General features: G+C 61.1%; 23 protein-coding genes and 2 pseudogenes. 13 read left to right on the top strand and 12 right to left on the bottom strand.

Annotated elements, in window-relative coordinates; translation table 11 throughout:
- Positions 1-167: 167 nt before the first annotated feature.
- Genes A9971_RS24230 through A9971_RS24215 form a run of 4 tightly spaced genes read right to left on the bottom strand, consistent with a single transcriptional unit; the run spans position 168 to position 6460 of the window.
- Positions 168-1532: a heavy metal sensor histidine kinase gene (locus A9971_RS24230; RefSeq protein ID WP_041119787.1), complete on the bottom strand. Its 1365-nt coding sequence runs from the start codon at positions 1530-1532 to the stop codon at positions 168-170.
- Complete coding sequence (locus A9971_RS24225) at positions 1522-2199, bottom strand: heavy metal response regulator transcription factor (protein WP_011063299.1); 678 nt, start codon at positions 2197-2199, stop codon at positions 1522-1524. Before A9971_RS24225 ends, A9971_RS24230 begins: the two co-directional genes overlap by 11 nt.
- Positions 2200-2207: 8 nt before the next feature.
- A complete protein-coding gene (locus A9971_RS24220; protein ID WP_065365216.1) occupies positions 2208-5303 on the bottom strand; it encodes a multidrug efflux RND transporter permease subunit in 3096 nt (1031 codons plus the stop codon).
- Complete coding sequence (locus A9971_RS24215) at positions 5300-6460, bottom strand: efflux RND transporter periplasmic adaptor subunit (RefSeq protein ID WP_011063297.1); 1161 nt, start codon at positions 6458-6460, stop codon at positions 5300-5302. Before A9971_RS24215 ends, A9971_RS24220 begins: the two co-directional genes overlap by 4 nt.
- Positions 6461-6673: 213 nt before the next feature.
- On the opposite strand from A9971_RS24215, the gene A9971_RS24210 reads away from it, so the two are divergent.
- The 3 genes and pseudogenes from A9971_RS24210 to A9971_RS33305 all read left to right on the top strand — a co-directional run.
- Positions 6674-6919 (top strand): hypothetical protein, encoded by a 246-nt coding sequence (locus A9971_RS24210; protein WP_011063296.1) that lies wholly within the window; start codon positions 6674-6676, stop codon positions 6917-6919.
- Positions 6920-7077: 158 nt separating this feature from the next.
- Positions 7078-7359, top strand: a pseudogene (locus A9971_RS33310) (PAS domain-containing protein); the annotation flags it as partial.
- Between the two features lie 312 nt (positions 7360-7671).
- Positions 7672-8661 (top strand): annotated as a pseudogene (locus A9971_RS33305) (methyl-accepting chemotaxis protein); the annotation flags it as partial.
- 31 nt (positions 8662-8692) lie between these two features.
- Here the strand turns inward: A9971_RS33305 and A9971_RS24200 are convergent.
- From A9971_RS24200 to norR, 5 genes are all read right to left on the bottom strand, one after another.
- Positions 8693-9442, bottom strand: coding sequence for a YkgJ family cysteine cluster protein (locus tag A9971_RS24200; RefSeq protein WP_183000061.1), 750 nt, complete (start codon positions 9440-9442; stop codon positions 8693-8695).
- A 91-nt stretch (positions 9443-9533) separates the two neighbouring features.
- Positions 9534-9860, bottom strand: coding sequence for a hypothetical protein (locus A9971_RS24195; protein WP_015636919.1), 327 nt, complete (start codon positions 9858-9860; stop codon positions 9534-9536).
- 97 nt (positions 9861-9957) lie between these two features.
- A complete protein-coding gene (locus A9971_RS24190; RefSeq protein WP_011063292.1) occupies positions 9958-10437 on the bottom strand; it encodes a GNAT family N-acetyltransferase in 480 nt (159 codons plus the stop codon).
- 3 nt (positions 10438-10440) lie between these two features.
- Complete coding sequence (locus A9971_RS24185) at positions 10441-11343, bottom strand: chemotaxis protein (protein WP_011063291.1); 903 nt, start codon at positions 11341-11343, stop codon at positions 10441-10443.
- A gap of 177 nt (positions 11344-11520) precedes the next feature.
- Complete coding sequence (norR, locus tag A9971_RS24180; protein ID WP_015636917.1) at positions 11521-13077, bottom strand: nitric oxide reductase transcriptional regulator NorR; 1557 nt, start codon at positions 13075-13077, stop codon at positions 11521-11523.
- Between the two features lie 156 nt (positions 13078-13233).
- Here norR and hmpA point away from each other — a divergent pair, with 156 nt between their 5' ends.
- The 9 genes from hmpA to queC all read left to right on the top strand — a co-directional run bounded on the left by hmpA (position 13234) and on the right by queC (position 22442).
- On the top strand, positions 13234-14415 hold the full coding sequence (gene hmpA, locus A9971_RS24175) for an NO-inducible flavohemoprotein (protein ID WP_011063289.1): 1182 nt from the start codon (positions 13234-13236) through the stop codon (positions 14413-14415).
- 364 nt (positions 14416-14779) lie between these two features.
- On the top strand, positions 14780-15289 hold the full coding sequence (locus A9971_RS24170) for a disulfide bond formation protein B (protein WP_011063288.1): 510 nt from the start codon (positions 14780-14782) through the stop codon (positions 15287-15289).
- Between the two features lie 796 nt (positions 15290-16085).
- Entirely contained in the window at positions 16086-17030 is a 945-nt protein-coding gene (gene cyoA, locus A9971_RS24165) for a ubiquinol oxidase subunit II (RefSeq protein WP_011063287.1), read from the top strand.
- A gap of 3 nt (positions 17031-17033) precedes the next feature.
- Entirely contained in the window at positions 17034-19052 is a 2019-nt protein-coding gene (cyoB, locus tag A9971_RS24160; RefSeq protein ID WP_011063286.1) for a cytochrome o ubiquinol oxidase subunit I, read from the top strand.
- Between the two features lie 3 nt (positions 19053-19055).
- Entirely contained in the window at positions 19056-19682 is a 627-nt protein-coding gene (locus A9971_RS24155; RefSeq protein WP_011063285.1) for a cytochrome o ubiquinol oxidase subunit III, read from the top strand.
- Positions 19683-20012: a cytochrome o ubiquinol oxidase subunit IV gene (gene cyoD / locus A9971_RS24150; RefSeq protein ID WP_011063284.1), complete on the top strand. Its 330-nt coding sequence runs from the start codon at positions 19683-19685 to the stop codon at positions 20010-20012. It abuts the gene before it with no gap.
- 10 nt (positions 20013-20022) lie between these two features.
- Positions 20023-20910, top strand: coding sequence for a heme o synthase (cyoE, locus tag A9971_RS24145; RefSeq protein ID WP_011063283.1), 888 nt, complete (start codon positions 20023-20025; stop codon positions 20908-20910).
- Positions 20911-21068: 158 nt separating this feature from the next.
- Positions 21069-21623, top strand: coding sequence for a cytochrome b (locus A9971_RS24140; protein WP_019093706.1), 555 nt, complete (start codon positions 21069-21071; stop codon positions 21621-21623).
- A 120-nt stretch (positions 21624-21743) separates the two neighbouring features.
- Positions 21744-22442: a 7-cyano-7-deazaguanine synthase QueC gene (gene queC, locus A9971_RS24135; protein ID WP_011063281.1), complete on the top strand. Its 699-nt coding sequence runs from the start codon at positions 21744-21746 to the stop codon at positions 22440-22442.
- A 94-nt stretch (positions 22443-22536) separates the two neighbouring features.
- On the opposite strand, the gene A9971_RS24130 is transcribed toward queC, so the two are convergent.
- Both A9971_RS24130 and A9971_RS24125 read right to left on the bottom strand, forming a co-directional pair.
- Positions 22537-23418 (bottom strand): queuosine precursor transporter, encoded by an 882-nt coding sequence (locus A9971_RS24130; RefSeq protein WP_015636913.1) that lies wholly within the window; start codon positions 23416-23418, stop codon positions 22537-22539.
- Positions 23405-24007: a helix-turn-helix transcriptional regulator gene (locus A9971_RS24125; protein WP_041120706.1), complete on the bottom strand. Its 603-nt coding sequence runs from the start codon at positions 24005-24007 to the stop codon at positions 23405-23407. The genes A9971_RS24130 and A9971_RS24125 overlap by 14 nt, the downstream gene beginning before the upstream one ends.
- A 527-nt stretch (positions 24008-24534) precedes the next feature.
- Here A9971_RS24125 and glyA point away from each other — a divergent pair.
- Positions 24535-25890 carry a serine hydroxymethyltransferase gene (glyA, locus tag A9971_RS24120; RefSeq protein WP_053159994.1) on the top strand — a complete coding sequence of 452 codons (1356 nt, stop codon included), beginning with the start codon at positions 24535-24537 and terminating at the stop codon, positions 25888-25890.
- Between the two features lie 101 nt (positions 25891-25991).
- Here the strand turns inward: glyA and A9971_RS24115 are convergent, their stop codons facing one another.
- Positions 25992-26693 carry a hypothetical protein gene (locus tag A9971_RS24115; protein ID WP_183000060.1) on the bottom strand — a complete coding sequence of 234 codons (702 nt, stop codon included), beginning with the start codon at positions 26691-26693 and terminating at the stop codon, positions 25992-25994.
- Between the last annotated feature and the right edge of the window lie 131 nt (positions 26694-26824).

Genomic DNA, 26824 nt, shown 5'->3' with positions numbered 1-26824 from the left:
AAAGAGCCGAACAGGATAAGGACTGTTACAAAAAAAACAATAGTAGGAGCTGGCTTGCCAGCGAACGCGCCCTATCGCCTTGCGCCGGATGTGTTGACGCCTTCGCCGGCAAGCCGGCTCCTACAGAATCCGAGAATCCGAGAATCCGAGAATCCGAGAATCCCGAGTCAGAGAGGCAGGTACAGGCCGAAAGTATTGATGCCCCGGTCACTGCGCACGAACACATCGCCGCCATGCATCAGGGCGATGGCCTTGACGATGGCCAGCCCCAGGCCGTGATTGGCACCGCTGTTGCTGCGCGAGGCATCCACCCGGTAGAAACGCTCGAACAGCCGTGGCAGGTGTTCACTGGCAATGTCCTGCCCCGGGTTGCTGACGGCGATCGCCACCTGGTGTTCCTGGACCTCGATCCGCACCTGGATCACTTCCCCGGCTGCGGTGTGCTGCACCGCGTTGCTCAGCAGGTTGATCAGGGCCCGGCGCAGGTGGGCAACCTCGATCCGCACCTGGGCATCGCCCTGGACCTCGACCCTGACCTGGGCGTCTTCGAGGATGAAGTCCAGGTAGTCCAGGGTCGTTGCCACTTCCGCCGCCAGGGAACTGGTGGTGAGCTTGGTGGCCTTGCTGCCCTGGTCGGCACTGGCCAGGAACAGCATGTCGTTGATGATCGAACGCAGCCGCTCCAGCTCTTCGAGGTTCGATTGCAGTACCTCGAAGTAATGCTCCGCCGAGCGCCCCCGGGTCAGGGCGACCTGGGTCTGGCCGATCAGGTTGGTCAGGGGCGAGCGCAGTTCGTGGGCCACATCGGCGTTGAACGACTCCAGGCGCGAGTAGGCGTGTTCGACCCGTTCCAACGTGGAGTTGAAGGAATTGACGAACTGCTTCAGTTCCGGCGGCAGTGGCGACAATTGCAGGCGCCCGGACAGCCGTGGCGGTGCCAGGCGCTGGGCTTCCTGGGAGAGCTTGATCAGCGGCTTGAGGCCGATCCGCGCCACCCAGTAGCCCAGGGCCGAGGCCAGCAGCACGCCGACAATGGCCAGGCCGATCAGGGCCATCAGCAACTGATGCTGGGTCTGGTGGAAGGTGTCGGTGTCGATGGCGATCAGAAAGCGCAGGGCCGGGCGCTGTTCCTTGGCCGGCAACTGGCTGACCAGGACTTTCAGCGGATAGGGGTGATCGCTCAGGTTCAGGTCACGCATGCCCAAGGGGCCTTGGGCGAATTCGCGGATCTGCGCGTCGGGGCTGCCGTATTCATAGCCGGGGTCGCCGCTGATGGCCCAGAAGCGGATGCGCTTGTCTTCCTCGCTCAGCAGCTTGAGCTTGGCGTTGATCTTGGCCCAGTGCTCGGGGTTGCCGTAGCGGGTCAGGGCCGACTCCAGCACGCTGTAGCGCGCATCCAGTTCGGCTTCCGGGAGCAGCCCCAGGCCCTTGTCCACCTGCTGGTAGAGGGCCCCGCCAATCAGCAGGAAGATCAGCAGCGCCACCAGAGTGAACAGCCCGCTCAGGCGCAGGGCGATGGAGTTACTCGGCACCGCGGCTCTCCAGCACATAGCCCATGCCACGGATGGTGTGCAGCAGTTTCTGTTCGAAGGGGCCGTCGAGCTTGGCCCGCAGGCGCTTGATCGCCACTTCGACGACATTCGCGTCGCTGTCGAAATTGATGTCCCAGACCATTTCAGCGATGGCGGTCTTGGACAGGATCTCGCCCTGGCGCCGGGCCAGCACGCTGAGCAGGGAAAACTCCTTGGCGGTCAGGTCCAGGCGGCTGCCGGCACGGCTTGCCTTGCGGCTGATCAGGTCGATCCACAGGTCGGCGATGCTGATCTGCACCGGCTCATGCCCACCGCTGCGACGGGTCAGCGCTTGCAGGCGGGCCACCAGTTCAAGGAAGGAGAAGGGCTTGCCCAGGTAGTCGTCGGCGCCATCGCGCAGGCCCTTGATGCGGTCTTCCACGCGTTCGCGGGCGGTGAGCATGATCACCGGGGTCTGCTTGCGCGCACGCAGTGCTCGCAATACGCCAAAGCCATCCAGGCCGGGCAGCATCACATCCAGCACTATCACGGCATAGTCGCCCTCCAGAGCCATGTGCAGGCCTTCGACGCCGTCCCGGGCCAGGTCGACGGTGTAGCCTTGCTCGGTCAACCCGCGGTGCAGGTAATCGGCCGTTTTTTCTTCGTCTTCGATAATCAGAACGCGCATGACCCGCCTCAGGTAGTGGTGGCCGGCAACAGGGCCGGCTGGGGCCGGTGGAACAGCCGCTCAAGCCACAAGTATATGACCGGCGTGGTGAACAGCGTCAGGGCCTGGCTGACCAGCAGGCCGCCCACCACGGCAATCCCCAGGGGCTGGCGCAGTTCGGCACCGGCGCCGTAGCCGAGCATCAGCGGCAGGGCACCGAGCAGGGCGGCCAGGGTGGTCATGATGATCGGCCGGAAGCGGGTGATGCAGGCCTGGTAGATCGCCTCCTCGGGAGGCAGGCCGCCGTGGCGCTGGGCTTCCAGGGCAAAGTCGATCATCAGGATGCCGTTCTTCTTGACGATGCCGATCAGCAGCACCAGGCCGATCAGCGCCATGATGGAAAAGTCCTGGCCGCACAGCCAGAGCATCAGCAAGGCGCCCAGCCCGGCCGAGGGCAGGGTGGAAATGATGGTCAAGGGATGCACGAAGCTTTCGTACAGCACCCCGAGAATGATGTACACCGCCACCAGCGCCGCCAGGATCAGGTACGGCTGGCTGGCCAGCGAGCTCTGGAAGGCCTGGGCCGCGCCCTGGAAATTGCCGCTGATGGCCGTTGGCATGCCGATCTCGCTCTTGGCCTGGTTGAGCAGGATGACCGCATCGCCCAGGGCCACGCCGGGGGCCAGGTTGAAGGACAGGTTGGCCGCCGGGAACATGCCGTCGTGGGCAATCGACAGCGGGCCGATGGTGGGCGCATCGAAGCGCGCCAGGGCAGAGAGCGGGACCATTTCTCCGGTCAGCGGCGAGCGCAGGTAGAAGTAGTTGAGGCTCTCGGCCTTGCCCCGTTGCTGGGTGTCGAGTTCAAGGATCACGTTGTACTGGTTGATCTCGGTCTGGAACTCGTTGATCTGGCGCTGGCCGAAGGCGTCGTACAGTGCCTCGTCGACATCGCTGGCGGTCAGGCCGAAACGCGCGGCAGCCGTGCGATCGATATGGATGTGGGTGATGCTGCCGCCCAGTTGCAGGTCGTTGGAGATGTCACGGAAGGCCGGGTTGCTGCGCAGCTTTTCCGTCAGGCGCTGGGTCCAGGTGCTCAGGGTCGGGCCGTCGTTGCTTTTCAGTACGTACTGGTACTGGGCGCGGCTGGGACCAGAGCTGAGGTTGATGTCCTGGCCGGCCCGCAGGTACAGGACAATGCCGGGCACCTTCATCAGTTGCGGGCGGATGCGGTCGATGAAGGCACTGGCAGACACGTCCCGGTCGCTACGGTTCTTGAGGGAAATCCAGAAGCGGCCGTTGGCGATGGTCTGGTTGCTGCCCGAGACCCCCACGGAGTGGGAGAAGGCCTGCACTGCCGGGTCGGCGGCGACGATCTCGGCCAGCGCCTGGTGCTTTTTCACCATGTCCGGGTAGGAAATGTCCGCCGCAGCCTCGGTAGTACCGAGCACGAAGCCGGTGTCCTGCACGGGGAAGAAGCCCTTGGGGATCAGGATATAGCCGGCAATGGCCATGCTCAGGGTCAGGCCGAAGATCCCCAGCATCAGTTTCTGGTGGGCCAGAGCCTTGCGCAGGCCGCGCTCGTAGACCGCCAGCAGGCGCTCGCCGAAGCCCGGCTTGGCATGGGCCGGGTGCACCGGCGCGCGCATGAACAGGGCCGCCAGGGTTGGGGCCAGGGTCAGCGAGACCACCACCGAAATCATGATGGTGGAAGTGGCGGTCAGGGCGAACTCCTTGAACAGCCGGCCCACCACGCCGCCCATGAACAGCAGGGGAATGAACGCCGCCACCAGGGAGAAGCTGATGGAGACCACGGTGAAGCCGATCTCGCCGGCGCCCTTGATTGCCGCCTCGCGCATGCCGTCGCCGGCTTCCAGGTGGCGGTGGATGTTCTCCACCACGACGATGGCGTCATCCACCACAAAGCCCACGGCCACGACAATGGCCACTAGGGTCAGGTTGTTCAGGCTGAAGCCCAGCACGTACATCAAGGCGAAACTGGCGGTCAGGGATACGCCCAGCACCGCGGAGACGATCAGGGTCGCGGACCACTGGCGCAGGAACAGCGCCATCACCGCCACCACCAGCAGCACGGCGATCAGCAGGGTGATCTCCACTTCGTGCAATGAGGCGCGGATGGTCTGGGTCCGGTCCACCAGCACCTTGACCTGCACCGAGGCCGGGAGCATGGCCTCCAGGCCTGGCAGGGCAGCCTGGATGCGGTCCACGGTCTCGACGATATTGGCCCCGGGCTGGCGCGAGATCACCAGGTTGACCCCCGGTTGGTCGCCGGACCAGGCCTGGACGTAGGCATCTTCCGAACCGTTGACTACCCGCGCCACATCCTGCAGGTGCACGGGGGCACCGTCCTTGTAGGAAACGATCAACTGGCCGTATTCCTCGGGATGGAACAACTGGTCGTTGGTGGACAGGGTGGAGATGCTCGACTCGCCATACAGTGCACCCTTGGCCAGGTTGAGGCTGGTCTGCTGGATCGCCAGGCGGATGTCGGCCAGGGTCAGGCCGATGGCCGCCAGTTTGTCCGCCGAAGCCTGGACCCGGATCGCCGGGCGCTGCTGGCCGGTGATGTTGATCTGGCCGACCCCGTCGATCTGGCTGATCTGTCGGGCCAGCAGGGTTTCCGCGTAGTCACTGAGCTCGGTGCCGGGCATCTGCGTCGAACTGATGCTGAGGATCAGCACCGGGCTGTCCGCCGGGTTGACCTTCTTCCAGGTGGGCAGGGTGGGCATGTCCTTGGGCAACTTGCCAGCGGCGGTGTTGATCGCCGCCTGCACTTCCTGGGCGGCGGTGTCGATGCTCTTGTTCAAGGTGAATTGCAGGGTCAGCAAGGACGAGCCCAGGGCGCTGCTGGAGGTCATCTGGGTCATGCCGGGAATGGCGCTGAATTGCACCTCCAGGGGCGTGGCCACGGAAGAGGCCATGGTGTCCGGGCTGGCACCGGGCAGGGCGGCGGACACCTGGATGGTCGGGAACTCGGCCTCTGGCAGCGGCGCCACCGGCAGGCGCGGGAAGGCAATGGCGCCCAACAGTACCAGGGCGAAGGTCAGCAGGACGGTGGCAACCGGATGGTCGACGCACCAGGCGGACACCGAGCCATGGCCCTTCATGGCTGGGGCTCCGTCGCCTGTACCACCTGGGGTGGATCGCTCAGTACCTGGACCTGGGAGCCGGGCTTGAGCCGCGACTGGCCGTCACTGACCAGCACATCGCCAGCCTGGACCCCGGAGATGATGTTCAACCCGCTGTCCTGATACACCACCTGCACCGGCACGACTTCCACCTGCTGGCCCTTGACCCGGTACACGAAGTGCTGGTCCAGGCCGCGCTGGACCACGGTCGGCGGTACGGTGAGGGCGTTCTGGTCCAGGGCGGTCTGGATTTTCACCGTCACCAGTTGCCCGGGCCACAGCTGCTGCTGGGCGTTGCTGAACTCCGCCTTGGCGCGGATGGTGCCGGTCCCGGCGTTGATCTGGTTGTCGATCAGGGTCAGGTGGCCGTTGCCCAGCAGGGCCCCGGCGCTGTTGCTGTCAGCGCCGAGGAAGGCCTTGACCGCCGCCGGGTCCTGGGCGCGGATCAGTTGCTGCAGGGTTGGCAGCATTTGCTGGGGCAGGGAAAACTCCACGGCAATCGGGTCGATCTGGGTCACCGAGAACAGGCCCTGGGTATCGCTCATGCGCAGGAAGTTGCCTTCATCAACGGTACGAATCCCCACCCGGCCGCTGACGGGAGAGCGGATCTGAGTGTAGGAAAGCTGTACCTGAGCGGCATCAATGGCAGCCTGGTTACCCTGGGCCGTGGCGTTGAGCTGATTGACCAGGGCCACTTGCTGGTCATAGGTCTGCTTCGAGATGCCGTCATCCACCGACAGCAGCTTGTAGCGCTTGAGGTTGATCTGGGCCACCTGCAACTGGGCCTGGTTCTGCGCCAGCTGGGCCCGGGCCTGATCGAGGTTGGCGCGTATCGAACGATCATCGATGGTCGCCAGCAGGTCGCCGGTCTTGACCAGTTGCCCCTCCTTGACCAGCAGCCGGGTCAGGATGCCATCCACCTGTGGGCGAATCACCACGCTGTGCAGCGACAGCACCGTGCCGATGCCGCTGGCGTAACGCGGCACATCCTGCTGGTGCACGCTGACCACCCGTACCGGAATTGCCGTGGGCGCGGCCAGCCTGGCAGTGGCGGGCTTGTTCAGGAACCACGCGACACCGGCGATGAGCACCACGAGTACCGCTGCGGTCACGACTGTTTTCTTGGCAATGGGCATGGGGTGAGAGCGCCGGGCAATGATGTCGGAAGGATGGCCATGATCTGGGCACAGTTATAGCCCGACAACCCGGTCAGCACCGTGACGGCCAGCTGTCAGCGCTGTCAGAAAACTCCCGGTGGGCCCCGATCAAAGATGGCTGGCGCACAGGTATACTGGCGCCCACTGCGGCCTGCACCCCGGCGCGGATTTCCTTTCTCTCCTGGAGTTTCCATGACTTCCCCTGCACAACCCGCTGCGGATGACGCCCTGAACGTCGACCCGGCCGCCGACGCAACCGCTACCGACACCCCGAGCACAGCGGCGATCCCGGCGTTCAAGTTTCCCTTCAAGCCTTCCGAGTTTGCTCCTGCCAAGAATGCCCAGCAGCCCTGGTACAAAAATGGTGCTAGCAACGGACACACCAAGACCCCCGGCGCAGCGCCTCCCGGCACTCGTCGCTCCATGGGCAAACGCTGATATCGCCGACATTCGCAGAAAAAATCCCGATTTGCGCTTTTTTAATCGCAATGATGGCTAATTGCTTTAAACCTGAGCTGGATCAGTATTTGTGGCATCAGTGCGCTTAGAGTCAGCAGCCCTGCCGACTCCACCCAACACATACGAGCGCGCTATCCATGAAGATCAACCTTCCGGTTACTGGGCGAAACGTGGACTTTGCCCCTGATGCGAATATCCTTTCGACCACTGATCTGACTAGCGCGATCACCTACGCCAACCCTGATTTCATCAAGATCAGTGGCTACAGCCGTGAGGAGTTGCTGGGCGCGCCGCATAACCTGTTGCGCCACCCGGACATGCCCTCCGCGGCCTTCGCCCACATGTGGCGCACCCTCAAGCGCGGCCGTTCGTGGATGGGCATGGTGAAGAACCGTTGCAAGAACGGCGATCACTATTGGGTCAGTGCCTATGTCACGCCCGTGACCCGCGATGGCCAGGCGGTGGAATACCAGTCGGTGCGCACCAAACCCAGCGTTCGTCAGATCGAGGCGGCGGAGCGGGCCTATGCCCAGCTCAACGGTGCCGGCCCCTCGTGGTGGAGCCTGTTGCCGGTGATCAGCCTGCGGTTGCGTCTCTGGGCCTCCATCAGCGCCGGCTTTATCGGCAGCTACGGCGTTTCAGTGTGGCTGCTGCCCGAATCCTGGATGGTCCAGGGGGCCGTGATGGCCATGGGGTGGTGCCTGAGCCTGACGGCGGTCGGCGTGCAAGCGCGGCCACTGGATCGATTGGCCGAGCGCGCCCGGCAGATCGGTGACAACCCCTTGAGCCAGGGCATCTATACCGGCCGTACCGACGAGTTCGGGCGCATCGAGTTCGCCCTGCAGATGCTCGAAGCCCAGGTGGGCGCGGTAGTGGGGCGCATCGGCGATGCGTCCCAGCGCCTGGAGGGGCATGCCGCGGAACTGGTGGAGCATCTGCACAGCAGCCACAACAGCACCCTGGAACAGCAGGCGGAAACCGATCAGGTGGCGGCGGCCATTCACCAGATGGCGGCCAGCGTCGCCGAGGTCGCCACCCATGCCCAGCAGGCCTCGGTGGCGGCGGACCAGGCGGAAAGCGAAACCCGTGAGGGCCACCTGCTGGTGGGCGAAAGCCGCAGTGCGGTGCTGCGCCTGGCCAGCGAGCTGGAGCGGGCCACCGAGGTCATCCATCAACTGGAAAGCCATAGCACCGACATTTCCGGGGTGCTGGAGGTGATCCGCAGCATCGCCGAGCAGACCAACCTGCTGGCCCTGAATGCGGCAATCGAGGCGGCGCGGGCCGGGGAGCAGGGCCGGGGTTTTGCCGTGGTCGCCGATGAAGTGCGCGGGCTGGCGCAGCGTACCCAGGATTCCACCAACGAGATCCAGCGCATGATCAGCACCCTGCAAATGGGCGCGCGCAATGCGGTGGAGGCCATGCAGCACAGCAGCCAGCACCTGGAGAGCAGTGTCGACCAGGCCAAGCGCGCGGCGGTGGCCCTGGACGGCATCAGCCAGCGGGTCAACCAGATTACCGAGATGAGCTTGCAGATCGCCGCAGCGGTGGAAGAGCAGAGCGCAGTCAGCGAGGATATCAACCGCAACATCATCGGCATTCGCAATGCCTGTGAGGCGACCGTCAGTGCCGGCCAGCTCAGCCACGTCAACTCAGGCGACGTGGCCGGGCTGGCGGGGGACTTGCGGCAACTGGCCCTGGAGTTCTGGCACAAGCGCGGCTAGGGCTGTTCGCCGCCCCGCCATTGTCCGCGGCTCAGGCGGCGCGCAGGGAAATGAAGGCGTAGTCCAGAGGCGTTTCACTGACCACCTGGGCACCGGCGGCCTGGACCTGATCGGCGATATCGTCTCCGGACAGGTGAAAGCGCCAGGGCTGGCCCGGTGCTCCGGGTGGTGCAGCCTGGACCTGGTCGATGGCGTTAGCCAGGGCGCCCATGTCCGGCAGGTAAGCGGTGAAACCGTCGCCCTTGAGCGCTGTGGTGCGAATGCCCAGCAAGGCGCAAATGGCCTCCTTGGTGTGGATGTCGTCACGGTCGGCCTGGCGCGAGCGGCGGATCAGCTCGGCCAACTCCTGATCCACCAGTTCATTCCCCAGAATCAGTTGCGGGCCCTGTTCCCAGGATTCCGGCGGGCATTCCTTGGCCTGCGGGTTGAGGGGAATGTGCGGATTGATTTCCATGGGGTAGATGCGGCACACCAGTGGCCGGCGCTGGTAGATGCGGCACAGCTGGTCTTCGTCAAGATTCCGGCAGGGGCCGACGTTGTAGGCGGCGAAGGTGATCGCCACATAGGCTTCGGTGGCGCCACTGCGGACCCGGCAGGAACGGCGTTCGGCGTGCTCGCGCTGCTGCACCGGCAGCCCCAGGCCATTGCCGAGGAAGGCTTCCACCAGAATGATCACCTGGCCGCCGTCGGCCGCCCAGTCGCGGGCTTCCAGCAGGGTCAGGGGCACGTGGTGATCGTTGCAGCATTTGCCGCAGCCGACGCAGGAAAACTGAGTGTTCATTGCACGAAGCGCCTTGTGGATCAGCAGGAGTCAGGTGGGAAAACCGTCATGGACGCTACCCGGGGCTATGCCGAAGCAAGTTATGCGCCATTCACCGGGCCTTGAGGGCCGGCCGGATCGAGTCCCACTCGCTGACCGCAGCCTGGCCGGTCTGCCTGTTGTACAGGCACAGTTCGATGCCCGATTGGCCGCGCATGTGTTTCTGCGGGTAGCGGCCTTGCAGCAACAGGGCGCTGACGCCGACCTGGTCGGGAAATTGCGCGATGGTTCCCACGGGTTTGGGGTTTTGCAGGCCGCTGGCCTGGGTACAGCTGATTCGGATGGCCTGCTCCAGGGCGGCCCAGGCATCGTCGCTGGAGGCGCTGGCCTGGCCGGTGAGGGTGGCCAGGCAGAGCAGGCACAGAGTCTTGGCGTTCATGGGGGCGGCTCCTTGGGGCGCAGGGGCTTTGGGATCGCCGGGGCTGATCCGACCGTTCGCAGCCTTCGGCGGCAGCTACAGGATAGTGACCGGCGGATCAGTCGAGGGTTTCGTGACGCACGATGTACATGCCGACGCGTTCGTAGAGGCGCCGGGCCCCCAGGTTGCCTTCCAGTACCCGCAGATCGACGCAGCCTTCCCGGCGTTCGGCGAACAGGATGAAGGCTTGCTGCAGCAAGGCGCGCCCCAGGCCCTGGCCGCGCGCTCGGGGGTGTACCACCAGGTCCTTGATGTAGGCGCTGGTCCAGCACTGGGCGACGCCGATCACACCTTCGGCATCCCGGGCCACCAGGCACAGTTCGGGGTCGTATTCGGCATCGCTCTCGAAGGCCTGGCGCCAGCTGTCCAGCACCGGGACGTCGCCGCCACCGTCCTGGTAGCCCAGATGCATCAACTGATGCACAGCCTGCGCATGCTCGGGGCTGTAGTTGTACACAGTGACGCCGGCAGGCCACTGCGGCGCTGCCAAAGGGGCAGTGAGATCGCGGCGCATCAACAAACAGTGGATCTGGCTCATGCTTCAGGCGCCCTGGGTGGCAATGGTCTTGGCTGCGTCGATCAGGCAGCGGGTCAGTTCTGGCGAGGAAAACTTGGTGAGCACGGCGTTGGCACCGGCCACACGGGCTTTCTCGCTGTTCATGGCGCTGTCCAGGGAGGTGTGCAGCAGCACGTAGAGATGGGCGAAGTCCGGGGTTTCCCGCAGGGTGCGGGTCAGGGCGTAGCCGTCCATCTCCGACATCTCGATGTCCGAGACAATCAGGTTGATCTCGTTGGCCGTGCCTTGCAGTTCCAGCAGGCAGTCGATGGCTTCCTTGGCGCTGCGGGCGGTGTGGCATTGCAGGCCGAGGTTGCGCAAGGTGTGTACCGATTGCTGCAGTGCCACCTGGCTGTCGTCCACCACCAGGATCCGCGCGTTGCCCAGGGCTTCGGCGTCTTCCATGCTCAGCTCGGTGGGCGCCATCTCGATCTGGGCCGGGGCGATGCCATGGATCACTTTCTCGATATCCAGTACCTGCACCAGGGTGCCGTCCACTTGGGTCACCCCAGTGATGTAGGACCGCAAGCCGCCGGAACCGAAGGGCGGTGGACGGATATCGGTGGTCAGGCAATGCACGATCTTGCTCACGGCCTGCACGTGCAGGCCCTGTTTGGAGCGGCTGACGTCAGTGACGATCAGGCAGCCGCTGTCGGGGTCGGCCAGGGGCCGCTCGCCGATGGCCCGGCTGAGGTCGATCACCGACAGCGAGTTGCCCCGCAGGGTGGCGATGCCTTTCACGTGGGGGTGGGATTCGGGCAGCTTGGTCAGCGGCGGGCAGGGAATGATTTCACTGACTTTAAGCAGGTTGATTGCCATCAGCTTGCCGCTGCGCAAGGTAAACAGCAGAAGCGATAGCGAATCTGCGCGGGCTTTGTTGGAGGACATAAAAACCTTCTCTGGAGAAAATTGGCTCGTGGCACGGGCCACGGACAACCATTGATAACGGGTTATCGACGTGTTCAGGGCTGGCTTTAGCGGTGTTCCCGCTTTCCGTCGGCGGCGCGACCCTGGCCGGCAAGCCGGCTCCTGCAGAGGGGCGGGGCGCTTTGTCGGCGCTGGCGTTTACCGCAGGCCCAGGCGCTTGGCCAGGCGGCTCAGGTTGGCCCTGTCCAAGCCTAGCTCACGGGCGGCGCTGGCCCAGTTGTGCTGGTGCCGCTCCAGGCAACTGCTGATCAGTTGGCGCTGGTAGTGGTCGGTGGCCTGGCGCAGGTCGCCGGCGACCGCTGGCATGGCCTGGGTTGCAACAGCAGGCTCGACGGGGGCGCTGGTTCTTTCGCTGGCCCGGGGCAGGTCCAGATCGCCGGCATCCAGGCTGAGGATCTTCGGTCGCTCGGGGTGGTTGCCCAGCGCTTTCAGAGCGCTGCGCCCGATCAAGTGCTCCAGCTCGCGAACGTTGCCCGGCCAGTGGTAGGCCAGCAGCGCCTGTTGCGCCTCAACGCTCAGGCGCAGGCTGCCCAGGCCCATGCGCGAGCGGTTCTGTTCCAGGAAGTAGCCACTGAGCAGCAGCACATCGCGGCCGCGCTCGCGCAGTGCCGGCACCCGCAGGGGGTAGACGCTGAGACGGTGGTAGAAGTCGGCACGATAGCGGCCGTTGCGCACTTCTTCCGCCAGATCGCGGTTGGTGGCGGCAATCAGGCGCACGTCGACCCGATGCTCCTGGTCCGACCCCAGGCGTTGCAGTTGGCCGCTTTGCAGCACCCGCAGCAGTTTGGCCTGCACGGTCAGCGACAACTCGCCCACTTCATCGAGAAACAGCGTGCCGCCATTGGCCAGTTCGAATTTTCCCCGGCGATCCTGGGTGGCCCCGGTGAAGGCGCCGCGCACGTGGCCGAACAGCTCGCTCTCCACCAGGGTGTCGGGCAGGGCCGCGCAGTTGAGGCTGATGATCGGCTGCTCGGCCCGGGGCGAAGCCGCGTGGATAGCCTGGGCGACCAGTTCCTTGCCGACGCCGGTTTCTCCGGTGATCAGCACCGTCAGGTCGCTGCCGCCCACCAGCTTGATTTCCTCCAGCAAGCGTTTGTGGGCCTTGCTCTGGCCGATCATCTCGCGGTTCTGCCCACTGGCCTGGCGATAGACCTCGGCCCGCTGGTGCTCGTTTTCGGCGCGCTGGGCCAGGCGTTCGATGCGCTGGGCGGCGCTGACCGTTGCGGCGGCGAGGCTGGCGAAGGCTTGCAGGGCATCCAGCTCAATGGGTTCGAAGCGCTGCGGGTCCAGGGCATCGAGGGTCAGCAGGCCCCAGGGGCGCTCGTCGACGAACAGCGGGCAGCCCATGCAGTCATGCACTTCCAGGTGATCATCGAGCCCTTCCACCAGGCCGTCGTAGGGGTCGGGCAAGTCGCTGTCGCTGGCAAAGCGGGTCGGGCCCGGGCTGCTGAGCAGGGCGGCGAAGCGCGGATGCTCGCTGACCTTGAAACGGCGGCCCAGGGTGTCGGTGCTCAAGCCGTTGACCGCCAGGGGCACCAGCCACTCGCCATCCAGGCGTAGCAGTGCGGTGGCATCGCAGGGCAGCAGGGCGCGCAGAGCTTCCAGCAGGCGGCGATAGCGCTCGCCTTCGGGCAGTTCGCGGGACAGGTCGGTGACCAGGGGAAGCAGGGCGGTGAGCAGGGATTTTGCAGTCATAATGACTCCGTGGTGTCTTAATGACTATAAAAGACAGAGTGTCTTTATGACTATATTTATTTTAACTTGTTGATATTTAACGTATTTATTTTTGGCACGAAAACTGATTAGGCATAGGAAACCTGCAAGCAGTCATAAAGTCCAGGAGTTGTCCTTATGCTAAGCGTTCAAGATCGTGCCATTATCAAAGCCACTGTGCCCCTGCTCGAAAGCGGCGGCGAAGCCCTGATTACCCACTTCTACCGGATGATGCTCTCCGAGTACCCGCAAGTGCGGCCACTGTTCAACCAGGCGCATCAGGCCAGCGGCGATCAGCCCCGGGCCTTGGCCAATGGTGTTCTGATGTATGCCCGGCACATCGACCAACTGGACCAGTTGGGGGACCTGGTGGCCAAGATCATCAACAAGCACGTCGCCTTGCAGATCCTTCCGGAACATTACCCCATCGTTGGCGGTTGCCTGCTGCGGGCCATTTCCGAAGTGCTGGGCAGCGAGATCGCCACCCAGGAAGTGATCGATGCCTGGGCCGCCGCCTATAACCAGCTGGCGGATATCCTGATCGGCGCCGAGGCGGCGATCTACGACGAGAAAGCTCAGGCGCCCGGCGGCTGGCGCGGTGCCCGTGAGTTCCGGCTGGTGCAGAAGGTGGAAGAAAGCGCGGAAATCACCTCCTTTTATTTCGAACCGCTGGACCAGGGGCCGATCCTCGCCGCTGAACCGGGGCAGTACATCGGTTTGCAGCTCTTTATAGGGGGCGAGGAAATCCGTCGTAACTACTCCCTCTCGGCACTTTCCAACCAGGGCCAGTACCGCATCAGCGTCAAGCGCGAAACCGGCGGCGTGGCCTCCAACTACCTGCATGACCAATGCCCGGTGGGCACCAGCGTCATGCTGTTCCCTCCCGCGGGGGAGTTCACCCTGGCGGCCAGCGACAAACCGCTGGTGCTGATCAGCGGCGGGGTGGGCATCACTCCAACCCTGCCGATGCTGGAGGCGGCGCTGGCCACCGAGCGTCCGGTGCATTTCATCCACTGCGCCCGCAACGGCCAGGTGCATGCCTTTCGCAACTGGGTCGATGAACTGGCCCAGCGGTATCCACAGCTCAAGCGCTTCTATTGCTACGCCGAGGATGACGGTGTCAGCCCGGCGGCGGACAAGCTGGGCATGCTGACCCGCGAGCAACTGGCCGAGTGGCTGCCGGAGCAACGCGACCTGGACGCCTACTTCCTCGGGCCCAAGGGTTTCATGGCCGCGATCAAGCGTCACCTTCAGGCCCTGGGCATTCCCGAGCAGCAGAGCCGCTATGAGTTCTTCGGTCCGGCAGCGGCCCTGGAATAACCACCCCGGCCGGCGCCCCACGGGCGCCGGCCTTTTCTCTCCCCCCTTCGTTTCATGTCGCTCCGGCATTCGCTGATTTACCCGAAACCGCCTTTGTTCTCGGCGTATTTGGTATGGCGGTTAATCCACTCTTAACCTGCTTGTCGCTATTGTCCGCACCTGGCAAAGCGCCCGAAGCCGCCTTGCAGTGGCGCTGTACGTCCCTGCATTCAAAGGTCATGTTCAACGTGTAGACTTCCCGGCAGCCGGGTGTGCCTCTGCGAGCATTGGCCTGCGCGCGATCGACGGGTTCATCGAAGACAATCTCGGTCTGCCGCCTCGGGTCTCGGGGGGCAGGCTGAACACAACAGAAAAAGGAATAGGGATGAGTGACGACAGACTGGGTTTGGGACGCGAGCGGCGTTTCCTGGTGCTGCTGGGGATTATCTGCCTGGCACTGATCGGCGGAGCCCTGTACATGCAGGTGGTGCTGGGCGAGGCGCCGTGCCCGCTGTGCATCCTGCAGCGTTATGCCTTGCTGCTGATTGCACTGTTTGCCTTCATCGGTGCGGCCATGAGTTCGCGACGTGGGGTCACGGTCATGGAAACCCTGGTGGTCATCTGCGCCCTCGCCGGCGCGGGCGTGGCGGGGCACCATGTGTACACCCAGTTCTACCCCTCGGTGAGCTGTGGCATCGATGTACTGCAGCCGATTGTCGACAGCCTGCCGTTGGCCAAGATCTTCCCCCTGGGCTTTCAGGTGGACGGTTTCTGCTCCACGCCGTACCCGCCGATCCTCGGTCTGTCCCTGGCCCAGTGGGCGCTGGTGGCGTTCGTGCTGACGGTGATCCTGGTGCCTCTGGGTGTGGTGCGCAATCGCAAGAAAACCTACTGATTCGCCCGTAAAAGCCCCGGCTCCCCATGGGAGGGCCGGGGCTTTTTTGTGCCGTTCATTCGGCACCTGAAAAGTCCGTGATTTGCGGCAAGCGCAGGTGCGGCAAAAGTGCGACATGTTGTCACAGTGCCGCGGTCGCAGAGGGGCGGTTGAGTCGCTGCAACAGACTGCATTCTGGCGCGCTGGTTCAATGAGAGCCTGTCAGTTTGTGTACGCGAGCCTGTCGGCCGAGAACCATAGCCTGCTATCGATACAAATCTTCACAGCGCCCGTTTTACAAGGGGTGAAGCCTGATGGAAGGCGGCCCTCAGGGGGGATCGAGAGTCCTGGAAGGGGGGTGTTTCAGGTCCTTTTTGGGGCTTTTTGTTGCAAATGAAAATCGCTATGATTGCGATTCTTCGCAACAATCATGAGGGATTGTTGCGCCATGGGATAAAAATTATTTCGGGATAAGACATGGTTTATAAAACGCGACATATCTACAATCGCCCGCACTGAATTTCCGACGCTGCTCAACCCTGAGCACACGAGGACGGTCGAGGGGCGGATAGAGCGCTCCATGCGACTGCGGGTGTCGGCGCCTTCCAAACTTCCGCACCAAATGGAATTGGTCTGTAACAAGGCCTTTGACCACGAGATCGAATAAGAACCACTGCTAGCCCGGGATGTGTCGTTGAGCGCTTAACGCAACGGGCAGGCCCTTATTCAATTGAAGAAAAATGCCAACCCTTGGCAGGGTGAAGTGTTGGCGATCAAAACCCAACTGCATTGCGCAAGCTGCTTTAGAGGTCGTGAGATGAGTAAAAACAGGTACCCCAGATTACTAGGCTTATTGCCGCTGCTCGGCATGTTAATGCTGGGAGGGTGCAAGTGGACCTTGCTCGATCCCAAGGGTCAGGTCGGTCTGGATGAACGAAACCTGATCATCACGGCAACCATCCTGATGCTGCTGGTGGTTGTGCCGGTCATCATCATGACCTTCGCCTTCGCCTGGAAATACCGCGCCTCCAACAAGGACGCGACCTACGCGCCGAAGTGGTCCCACTCCACCAAGATCGAGATCGCGGTGTGGCTGGTTCCGGTGCTCATCATCATTGCCCTGGGTTATGTCACCTACAAGTCGACCCACGCCCTGGACCCGTACCGTCCGCTGGATTCCGACGTCAAGCCAGTGACCATCGAAGTGGTCGCCATGGACTGGAAGTGGCTGTTCATCTATCCCGACCAAGGGATCGCCACCGTCAACAAGATCGTTTTCCCGGCCCATACCCCGGTGAACTTCCGCGTGACCTCCGACACCGTGATGAACTCGTTCTTCATCCCGGGCCTGGGCGGCCAGATCTACGCGATGGCGGGCATGACCACCAAGCTGCACCTGATTGCCAACCAGAACACCGAACTTGAAGGCATCTCCGCCAACTACAGTGGCGCGGGTTTCACCGGCATGAAGTTCAAAGCGATCGCTACCAGTCAGGAAGATTTCGACGCCTGGGTAAACGAAGTCAAGAAGGCACCTAAACAGCTGGACACCGCTGAATACGAAGCCCTTTCCAAGCCAAGCCAGAACAATCCTGTAGAGCTCTACTCCGCCTACGCGCCAAACCTGTTCCAGACCGTCATCGACAAGTATGAAGGCATGAAACCGGGCAAGCCGCTCAAGCACGAGAAGAAAGAAAAGGAAGTGGCCGCAACGGAAGGGATGGACGTGAGTTCGCATTCAGCTGCCGGGGCAGAGGAGTAAACGATGTTTGGTAAATTAAGTCTGGAAGCGATTCCGTTCCACGAGCCGATTGTCATGGTCACCGTTGCCATGATTCTGCTCGGTGGCGTGGCGCTGTTCGCGGCAATCACCTACTTCAAGAAGTGGACCTATCTGTGGACCGAGTGGCTGACGTCCGTCGACCACAAGAAAATCGGTGTGATGTACATCATCGTCGCCATGGTCATGCTGCTGCGTGGTTTTGCCGACGCCATCATGATGCGTACCCAGCTGGCCATGGCCACCGAGGGTTCGCCTGGCTACCTGCCACCTGAACACTATGACCAGATCTTCACCGCCCACGGTGTGATCATGATCATCTTCATGGCGATGCCATTCTTCACCGGCCTGATGAACCTTGTCGTGCCGCTGCAGATCGGTGCGCGTGACGTGGCCTATCCGTTCCTCAACTCCCTGAGCTTCTGGCTGCTGGTTTCGGGCGTGGTGCTGATCAACCTGTCCCTGGGCGTTGGCGAATTCGCCAAGACCGGCTGGGTTGCCTATCCGCCGCTGTCGGGCTTGCAATACAGTCCGGGCGTGGGTGTGGACTACTACATCTGGGCGCTACAGCTATCAGGGCTGGGGACAACGCTGACGGGGGTCAACTTCCTGGCCACCGTGCTGAAAATGCGTACCCCGGGCATGAAGATGATGGACATGCCGATCTTCACCTGGACCTGCACCTGGGCCAACGTGCTGATCGTGGCTTCGTTCCCGATCCTCACCGCTACCCTGGCACTGCTGACGCTTGACCGTTACATGGATTTCCACATTTTCACCAATGAACTTGGTGGCAATCCAATGATGTACGTGAACCTGTTCTGGGCCTGGGGTCACCCCGAGGTGTACATCCTGATCCTGCCGGCGTTCGGTATCTTCTCCGAAGTGATCTCGACCTTCTCCGGCAAGCGCCTGTTCGGCCACCATTCGATGATCTACGCTTCCGGCGCGATCTCGGTACTGGGCTTCATGGTCTGGCTGCACCACTTCTTCACCATGGGTTCGGGGGCCAGCGTCAACGCCTTCTTCGGCCTAGCGACGATGCTGATCTCGATTCCGACGGGGGTGAAGCTGTTCAACTGGCTGTTCACCATCTACCACGGCCGTCTGCGCATCACCAGCCAGGTTCTGTGGACCCTGGGCTTCATGGTGACCTTCGCCATCGGCGGCATGACTGGCGTACTGCTGGCCATTCCGGGTGCCGACTTCGTTCTGCACAACAGCCTGTTCGTGATCGCTCACTTCCACAACGTGATCATCGGCGGCGCGGTATTCGGCTACATCGCCGGCTTCAGCTTCTACTTCCCGAAAGCCTTCGGCTTCAAGCTGCATGAAGGTTGGGGCAAGGCTGCGTTCTGGTTCTGGATCTCCGGCTTCTTCGTCGCGTTCATGCCGCTCTATGCACTGGGCTTCATGGGCATGACCCGTCGTCTGAACGCCACCACCAACCCTGAGTGGGTGCCGTACCTGTACGTCGCCATGGTAGGTGCGGTGATGATCGCCGTGGGTATCGCCTGCCAGCTGATCCAGCTGTACGTCAGCGTGCGTGACCGCAAGCAGAACATGTGTGTATCCGGCGACCCTTGGAACGCTCACACCCTGGAATGGTCGACCTCGTCGCCACCTCCGTTCTACAACTTCGCGGTACTGCCGAAAGCCGAAGGCATCGATCCGTTCACCGAAGCCAAGGAAAACGGCACTGCCTACGCGCAGCCTGGCCGCTACCAGCCGATCCACATGCCCAACAACACCGCTACCGGTCTGGTCATGGGTGCTCTGCTGACCGTGTTCGGTTTCGCCATGATCTGGCACATCTGGTGGCTGGCCATCGCAAGCCTGGCCGGCACCGTGATCTATTTCGCGATCCACGCTGCCCGTGATGATCAAGGCTACATGGTGCCGGTCGAAACGATCGAGCGCATCGAAGCCGAACAGCACAAGCGTCTGGTATCGGAGAACAAGATCCCGGCTACCCGTGTTGAAACCTCGTTGGAACAGGCTTAATCCATGTCGAACTTAGTGACCAATGCTGGACACGCCCATGTCGATGACCATGGGCACGATGACCATCACCACGACTCGGGCGAGATGACCGTATTCGGTTTCTGGCTCTACCTGATGACCGACTGCATTCTGTTTGCGTCGATCTTCGCGGTATACGCGGTACTGGTTAACAACGTAGCGGGTGGCCCGTCGGGCCACGACATCTTCGAACTGCCATACGTACTGGGTGAAACCGCCCTGCTGCTGTTCAGTTCGATCACCTACGGCTTCGCCATGCTGGCGTTCTTCCGGGGCAACAAGAAGCAGGTACTGGGCTGGCTGGCCATGACCTTCCTGTTCGGCCTGGGCTTCATCGGCATGGAGATCAACGAGTTCCACCTGCTGATCTCCGAAGGCTATGGCCCTAGCCGTTCCGGCTTCCTGTCCGGGTTCTTCACCCTGGTCGGTACCCACGGTCTGCACGTGACCAGCGGTCTGATCTGGATGGCGATCATGATGTACCAGGTGCAGAAAAACGGCCTGACGGCGACCAACAAGACCCGTCTGAGCTGCCTGAGCCTGTTCTGGCACTTCCTGGACGTGGTGTGGATCTGCGTATTCACCGTTGTTTACCTGATGGGGACTATGTAAATGGCCAACACACACTCCCACGACGAAGCCGGTCACGGCAGCGTCAAGTCCTACGCCATCGGCTTCATCCTGTCGGTCATCCTGACACTGATCCCGTTCGGCCTGGTGATGTACCCATCGCTGCCCAAAGACGTGACCCTGTGGATCGTCCTGGCGTTCGCAGTCATCCAGGTGCTGGTGCACCTGGTGTACTTCCTGCACCTGGACCGTTCCGAAGCACAGCGCAACAACGTGGTGGCGTTCATCTTCGCCGCGTTGGTCATTGTTCTGCTGGTTGGTCTGTCGTTGTGGATCATGTTCAGCATCCACACCGTCATGATGGCGAAGTGAGGTAAACCCGATGTCGCTCAAGCACTTTATCCAAATCACCAAACCGGGGATCATTTTCGGTAACGTGCTTTCTGTGGCAGGCGGGTTCTTCCTGGCCTCGAAAGGGCATGTCGATCTGGCCATTTTCCTGGCCGCCATGATCGGCACCTCGCTGGTGGTAGCGTCCGGTTGCGTGTTCAACAACTGCATCGACCGTGACATCGACCTGAAGATGGAGCGCACCAAGAACCGCGTGCTGGTCCAGGGCCTGATTTCCCTGGAAGTGGCACTGGTCTACGCCTCTATCCTCGGTGTCGCCGGCGTCGCCCTGCTGTACTACGTGGCCAACCCGTTGGCCGCGTTGTTCGCGGTAATCGGCTTTGTCATCTACGTCGGCTTCTACAGCCTGTACCTCAAGCGCAAGTCGGTTCACGGCACGCTGGTGGGCAGTCTGTCCGGGGCCATGCCGCCAGTGATCGGCTATGTCGCGGTCAGCAACAGCTTCGACATGGCTGCGCTGACCCTGCTGGTGATGTTCAGCCTGTGGCAGATGCCGCATTCCTACGCTATCGCGATCTTCCGCTTCAACGATTACCTGGCCGCATCGATTCCGGTGCTGCCAGTGAAGCGTGGCATCCGCGTGGCCAAGAAGCACATCCTGCTCTACATCCTGGCATTCCTGGTGGCGACCCTGATGCTGACCTTCAGCGGTTACGCCGGCATGAGCTACCTGGCGGTAGCGGCGGCCATGGGCATGTACTGGTTGTACATGGCCTGGACCGGCTACAAGGCAGTGGATGACACCGTGTGGGCGCGCAAGCTCTTCGTGTTCTCGATCTTCACCATCACCGCGCTGAGCGTGATGATGTCGGTGGATTTCAAGGCCCCGACCGAGCTCCTGCTGACCTACGCACACTAAGCTGTCCAGGCCACAGGAAAAGCCCCGCCTTCGCAAGAAGCGCGGGGCTTTTTTCATTGCGCTGGATTGATGGTCACATCATTTAAAGTTTTTCGGCCCGAAGGCCTGGCCTGGCCGGGTAAAATGCGCCGTTCGTGGATAGAACCTGAGTGGATGCAATGGAAAACCGTATTGAACTGTACGACTCGAAGGCGCGCTATGGCGTCATCAGTCGCGGACTGCACTGGGCCATGGCCCTGGCCTTTGCCTGGATCTACAGCACCACCAGTGCGCATTACCTGCTGGCCGATTCGGCCCTGGACAAGTTCCTCTGGCCGACCCACAAGCAAGTCGGCCTGCTGTTGATGGCCCTGCTGCTGGTGCGTGTGGTCTGGAGCCTGTTGAACCGTCATCGCCGGCCGCCGAGCCTCAACCTTGCAGCAACCCTGGGGCATGGGCTGCTGTATGCCGGGATGTTTGCCATTCCGTTTCTCGGCCTGTTGCGTCAGTACGGCTCGGGTCGCGCCTTTTCCGCCTTCGGTCTGCCGGTAATGAACGGCTTCGACGGGCCGAAGATCCAGTGGATGACCGAGCTGGGCAACAATTTCCACAGCCTCCTGGGCTGGACCCTGCTGGTGCTGATCGTCGGCCATGTGGCGGCGCTGATCCTGCACTGCATCAAGGGCCAGGGGCATATTCTGCGGCGCATGGCCGGCAGTGCACGCTCGGCGTGAGCCGCGCACCCGAACACGGAAAAGCCCCGCCTTCGAGAGACGCGCGGGGTATTTTATTGAGAGCCCTTGCGTGGGCTGCCCAACTATTCAAATGACCCAACTCATGCAGGAAGCAGAATGATGAAGAAAACAGCGGTTATCGTGTTCAGCGGCGGACAGGACTCGACAACCTGTCTGATCCACGCCTTGCCGCTCTATGACGAAGTGCACTGCATTACGTTCGACTATGGCCAGCGGCACCACGCGGAAATCGAGACCGCGCAGCGGCTATCCAAGCAGTTGGGGGCGACCGTGCACAAAGTGCTGGACGCTTCGTTACTCAACGAACTGGCGATCAGCAGCCTCACTCGGGACAACATTCCGGTGCCCACGGTGAACAGTTCAGGCGAGAGCTTGCCCAGCACCTTTGTACCCGGAAGAAACATCCTGTTCCTTACCCTGGCCTCTATCTATGCCTATCAGGTAAAAGCCGAGACCGTGATTACCGGAGTGTGCGAGACCGATTTCTCGGGTTACCCCGATTGCCGCGATGAATTTGTAAAGGCATTGAACAAGGCCCTCGAACTGGGCATGGAGTACAAGTTGCGCCTCGAGACTCCACTGATGTGGCTGAACAAGGCAGAAACCTGGGCTCTGGCGGACTACCACAATCAACTGGAGCTGGTTCGCGAGCAAACCCTGACTTGCTACAACGGCATCATGGGCAGTGGCTGCGCCAACTGCGACGCCTGCAATCTGCGGGCAAAAGGCTTGAACGCTTATCTGGAGAACAAGACGCAAGTCATGGATAGCCTGAAGAGCAAGATGGGTCTGAAGTGAGGATTTGAGCAGCTTGCTGCCCTTGGAGCCCAACACTGAACCTGCCTGGCAGATAGGTGTTGAGCTCCGGCGTCGCTCTACAAACAGCGATCGATCATTTTGCCTGGCTATCCGTTATGTATCTCTTGAACAGTGATCGTGCGCCATAGGCGGGCAATATATTGAAGAATGCAAAACAGACCTTGATTGCGATCTGAACATAAATCATGTTCAGGATGTCGTTGTTTTGCATGGATCCATAGAATGCGATGTAGCAAAACACGAAGCTGTCGATGATGACCGCAAACAAGGTGCTGAGGAATATCCGCAGAAATAGGAATCTGGAATTTGTGAGTTCCTTTATCTTGCACAGCAAATATGAGTTTATGTTTTCAGAAACAAGGAAGGAAACGGAAGACGCTACCAGTACAGACGACACCTGGATAATAACGTCGTTATAAGGTGTATCGAGTTTCCAGCCTGGCAGTCCGGGGAGAAAAGTGGACGCGTAGAGCAGGATGATGATCATGGCGTTGCTTGCAAATGCAAACAGAATGGCTCTTCTGGCGAGCCTGAGTCCGAAGTTCTCGTTCAGCAGGTCAACGATCAGGAATGTCAGAGGGTACAGAAAGGTGCCGGGGGTAATAATGATGTCGAGGGACTCAAGGTAGATCGGCTTTGTTGCAGCGATGCTGGTGAAAATATAAAAGGTAAAGAGCAGCAGGTTGAGGATGATGTAGATCATCCATGAGTTTTCATTGCGGTCGTTCAAGTCGTATGCAGTAAGTGTTCCTCCTTGGGAGTAGAACTTTTTATACAGGTTTTTAACTTCCATTTTGTTTAAGTTATCCATTATTTCGCTGTTCACTACTTCGCTCAGCTTTATTTTTATGACCTTGCCGGTGTCGATGATCATGATCACGGCTAGGTTTTTATTGTTCTCAAACCCCAGAAGCTTGTACTTGCTGTTCTCGATATCACCTTCATAGGCAGTCATTGAAGCGTTCCTCAATGATATCGCCGACGACAGATATACGATCTGGGTCGAAGACGACCTCGTTCATGATCAGCAGTTTCCTGGTCTGTTTGTCGTAAGCCAGTTTTTCCTTTTCATCGGTGATCGTCCCCTTTTGCACGATCAGCAGGTCGCCGACCTCATACATGCCCTTGATATCGTTTTCCAGGCGCACGGCTATCAAGTTAGAGGATGTACCGAAGTAGTAGGTCAATGGGAAACAAGTGGCGAGTTCGCCAATACGTTTATCCATGTTGGCCATCAACTGGCTTTCCTTGAGGATCGGAACAGCAGCCGGGTTCATGTTCCCTTGCGGGGAAATGCTGCTTTCGATGATCTCCTTCTCTTCAAAGTCGACGGTTTCTATTTCCTCATAGGAAATACCGAAGAAGTCGGAGATTTTTCGAATGGTGGACTGCTGGACGTTGCTGACCTTGCCTTCCAGGATGTTGTATATGGTTGTTCTGGTCAGGCCACTGGCGTTGCATAAAGACAGTTGTGTCTCTCCGCGACTTTTAATCAGGTATTTGATATTGCTTTTTAAATACTCTGTTCTTTCTCTTCTGTGCATCAAATGCCTCACCATTTCCTTATAGTCGTAATGCATCGAATTTTTTAGCGTTCACATCGCGCATGACATCGATTGCCTGGTGCCAATAGCGGGATCACTGTGGCAGAAGCCTGTCAGTTGCTTGTGTGTTGTCTGGTAATTCGCTAGTGCTCCTTTAGCCAGCCTGTATCCGTCCTGGGATACTTCGCTACGGGGACTGTGGGCGATCAAGTCGCTGAGAGGGGCCGGTTTGCACAGGGCCGCAACGGACAAGTGTTGCATGCGTCAGCCATGACAATAAAGCCCCAGGGGTTGGGCATTATCACTCTCGCCCTGAGGCTTGCACCGGCAAGGCTGCGCCGATGTCCTTCCACTTCAAAAAAGAAGCATTTAACTTTGGGGATGTTTAATTTTTTGATTAATTCTGTTACGCCTTATACAGTCTTGACCCAGGGCCCGGATCAGCCCGATTCACACCAACGAACGTCAAACCCAGGAAGCACGCCCTCGTTCGTGGCGCGCAGCACTCAAGGAAGGGGCACAGATTTATGGCAGCCGATACCGAACCACTGAGGAACCAGGCCGACTTGCTGCGATGTGGCTTGGCGGACCTGCGAACAGAAGACGCCGAGCTGGCCAGGATCCTGGACGCTGAAGTAAGCCGGCAACAACGCACGCTTTCCCTGGTTTCATCCTCCTGTGCAGCCACCCCCAGAAGCCTTGCCGCCTCGGCCTCGGCGTTGGTCAACGTGACGGCGCAGGGGGTTGCGGGCAAACGCCATCACGCCGGGTGCGAAAACGTCGATCTGGTGGAATCCCTGGCGATCCGCAGGGCACGGGAGCTGTTTGCCGCGCAATACGCCGCGGTGCAATCGCACTCGGCCTCGAACGCCAACTACCAGGTGTTGTCCGCGCTGCTTGAGCCGGGGGACACCCTGCTCGGGATGGCCCTGGATCATGGCGGCGACCTGACCCACGGCAGCTCCCTCGCTTTTACCGGTGCCCACTACAAGGCGATCCGCTACGGCACCACGGCCCAGGGCACCATCGACTACCAGGAGGTACGTCAGCTGGCGATGGCCCATCGCCCGCGCATCATCATCTGTGGGGCAACGGCTTATTCGCGGGTCGTGGACTTCCAGCGTTTTCGCGACATTGCCGATGAAGCCGGGGCCATCGTCCTTGCCGACATCTCCCATATCGCCGGCCTGGTTGCCACGGGGCGTCATCCGAGCCCGATCGATGTGGCGCACGTCACCACCACTTGCACCCACAAACAGCTCGCCGGGCCACGCGGCGGCCTGATTCTTTCCGGGCGGGACGCGGACACCAAGGTGCCCGGCCTGAGGTCGAGCTTTCGTCGGGTGCTCGACCAGGCAGTTTTCCCCGGGATGCAGGGGGCGCCTGCAGTCAACATGATCGCCGCCAAGGCGGCCGCGCTGGGCTATGCCATGTCTGCACAGTTCGATGCCTACATGGGGCGCATTCGCGCCACGGCGGATGAAATGGCCTGCGCGTTCATGGCGCGGGACTACGAGGTAATGGGCGGCGGGACGGAAAACCACACGATCCTGTTGCGCTTGCCTAAGGGCATCAGCGGCTCCCTCGCCGAATCGGCATTGGAAAAGTGCGGAATCATCGTCAGCAAAAAACGCGCACCGGGGGAGACTCGATCGTCATTTGCCGCCAATGGCTTGTGTATCGGCACGGGCTCCATCGCACAGCGCTATGTGGACCCCCAGGGCTGCCGGCAGATCGTCGACCTGGTGTGCCGGATACTGGATCAGCTGCAGCCGCGAGGCGAGCAGCCATACGTTCTGGAGCCTGCGCAGCAGGAGTGCTTCCGGCTGGAGACCGAGGCGTTGTGTGCGATGTACCCCATCCTTGAGTACGGGGATCGCTGAAGAAAAAAAAGCCCCGTCTTCACGCTGGAATACGGGGCTTTTCAGGTCTGCAGAAGGCTGTGCTGGCGCTTCGCGAGCAAGCTCGCCCCTGCCGCGGCGGGTTACAGCTGTTGTTGCGCGCTGTAGCCTTCGAACGCGGTCTGCTGCTGGATCGCGGTAACGATGTTCTTGCGGGTGGCCTGCTGTTCGTTGCCATCCTTGTCGAGGAACATCTCGCTTTCCAGTTCCGCCTCGTCGCCTTCGCCGACAAAGCTGAAGCCGAGGAATTCGAAGGCTTCACGGTCGACGTTGGCCTTGGAGCGCGGGCGCATCGGCAGGGTGACGCTGACGCCGTCCTTGCTGATGGCGAACACTTCCATTTCCTTCTTCGGACGCGCCTTGCTCTTGCCGCCGCTGGGGTTGCTGATGGCCTGGTGGGTCTGGTTCAGCACCTTAAGGGCCAGGCCGTAGACCAGCTCCTGGAAGTCCGGATCGTCCTTGTAGCTGGAGAGAATCCGGTTGATGGGGAATTTCTTGCTCAGGTCTTCCAGGGCGGCGAGGTCGGCGGCCTCGGCGTCTTTGAGCTGCTTGAGCTGGCCCATGAGTTCATAGGCGGTGTCGTCGTCAAAGCGGTCGTGGGCCTGGCGAATCGCTGCGCGCAGTTCGCGAATCTGGTCACTTTCTTTCGAGGTGTGGAAGGCGTCGAGCACCATCTCGCTGATGGTCTTGGCCTGGGACACGTGTTGTGAAAGATGAATGGCGTTTTCGTATTCGGCCTTGTTGGACAGGGCGACTACGGATTCTTCGGTGTTGGAATCAGGCATTGAACATCCACTACTTGGTTTAACAGGTTTGAGGCGCGAAAGGCCCAGGGGGATTTTCGGGGGCGCCTAATCTATTGGACCCGGGCCCTATTGTCACGGACCAAGCGACGGCCCGGCAGCCGCGCCTCTTT

Source organism: Pseudomonas sp. UME65 (assembly GCF_014170225.1).
In the GTDB taxonomy this organism is placed as follows: domain Bacteria; phylum Pseudomonadota; class Gammaproteobacteria; order Pseudomonadales; family Pseudomonadaceae; genus Aquipseudomonas; species Aquipseudomonas protegens.
This window is presented reverse-complemented; position numbering and strand designations above follow the sequence as displayed.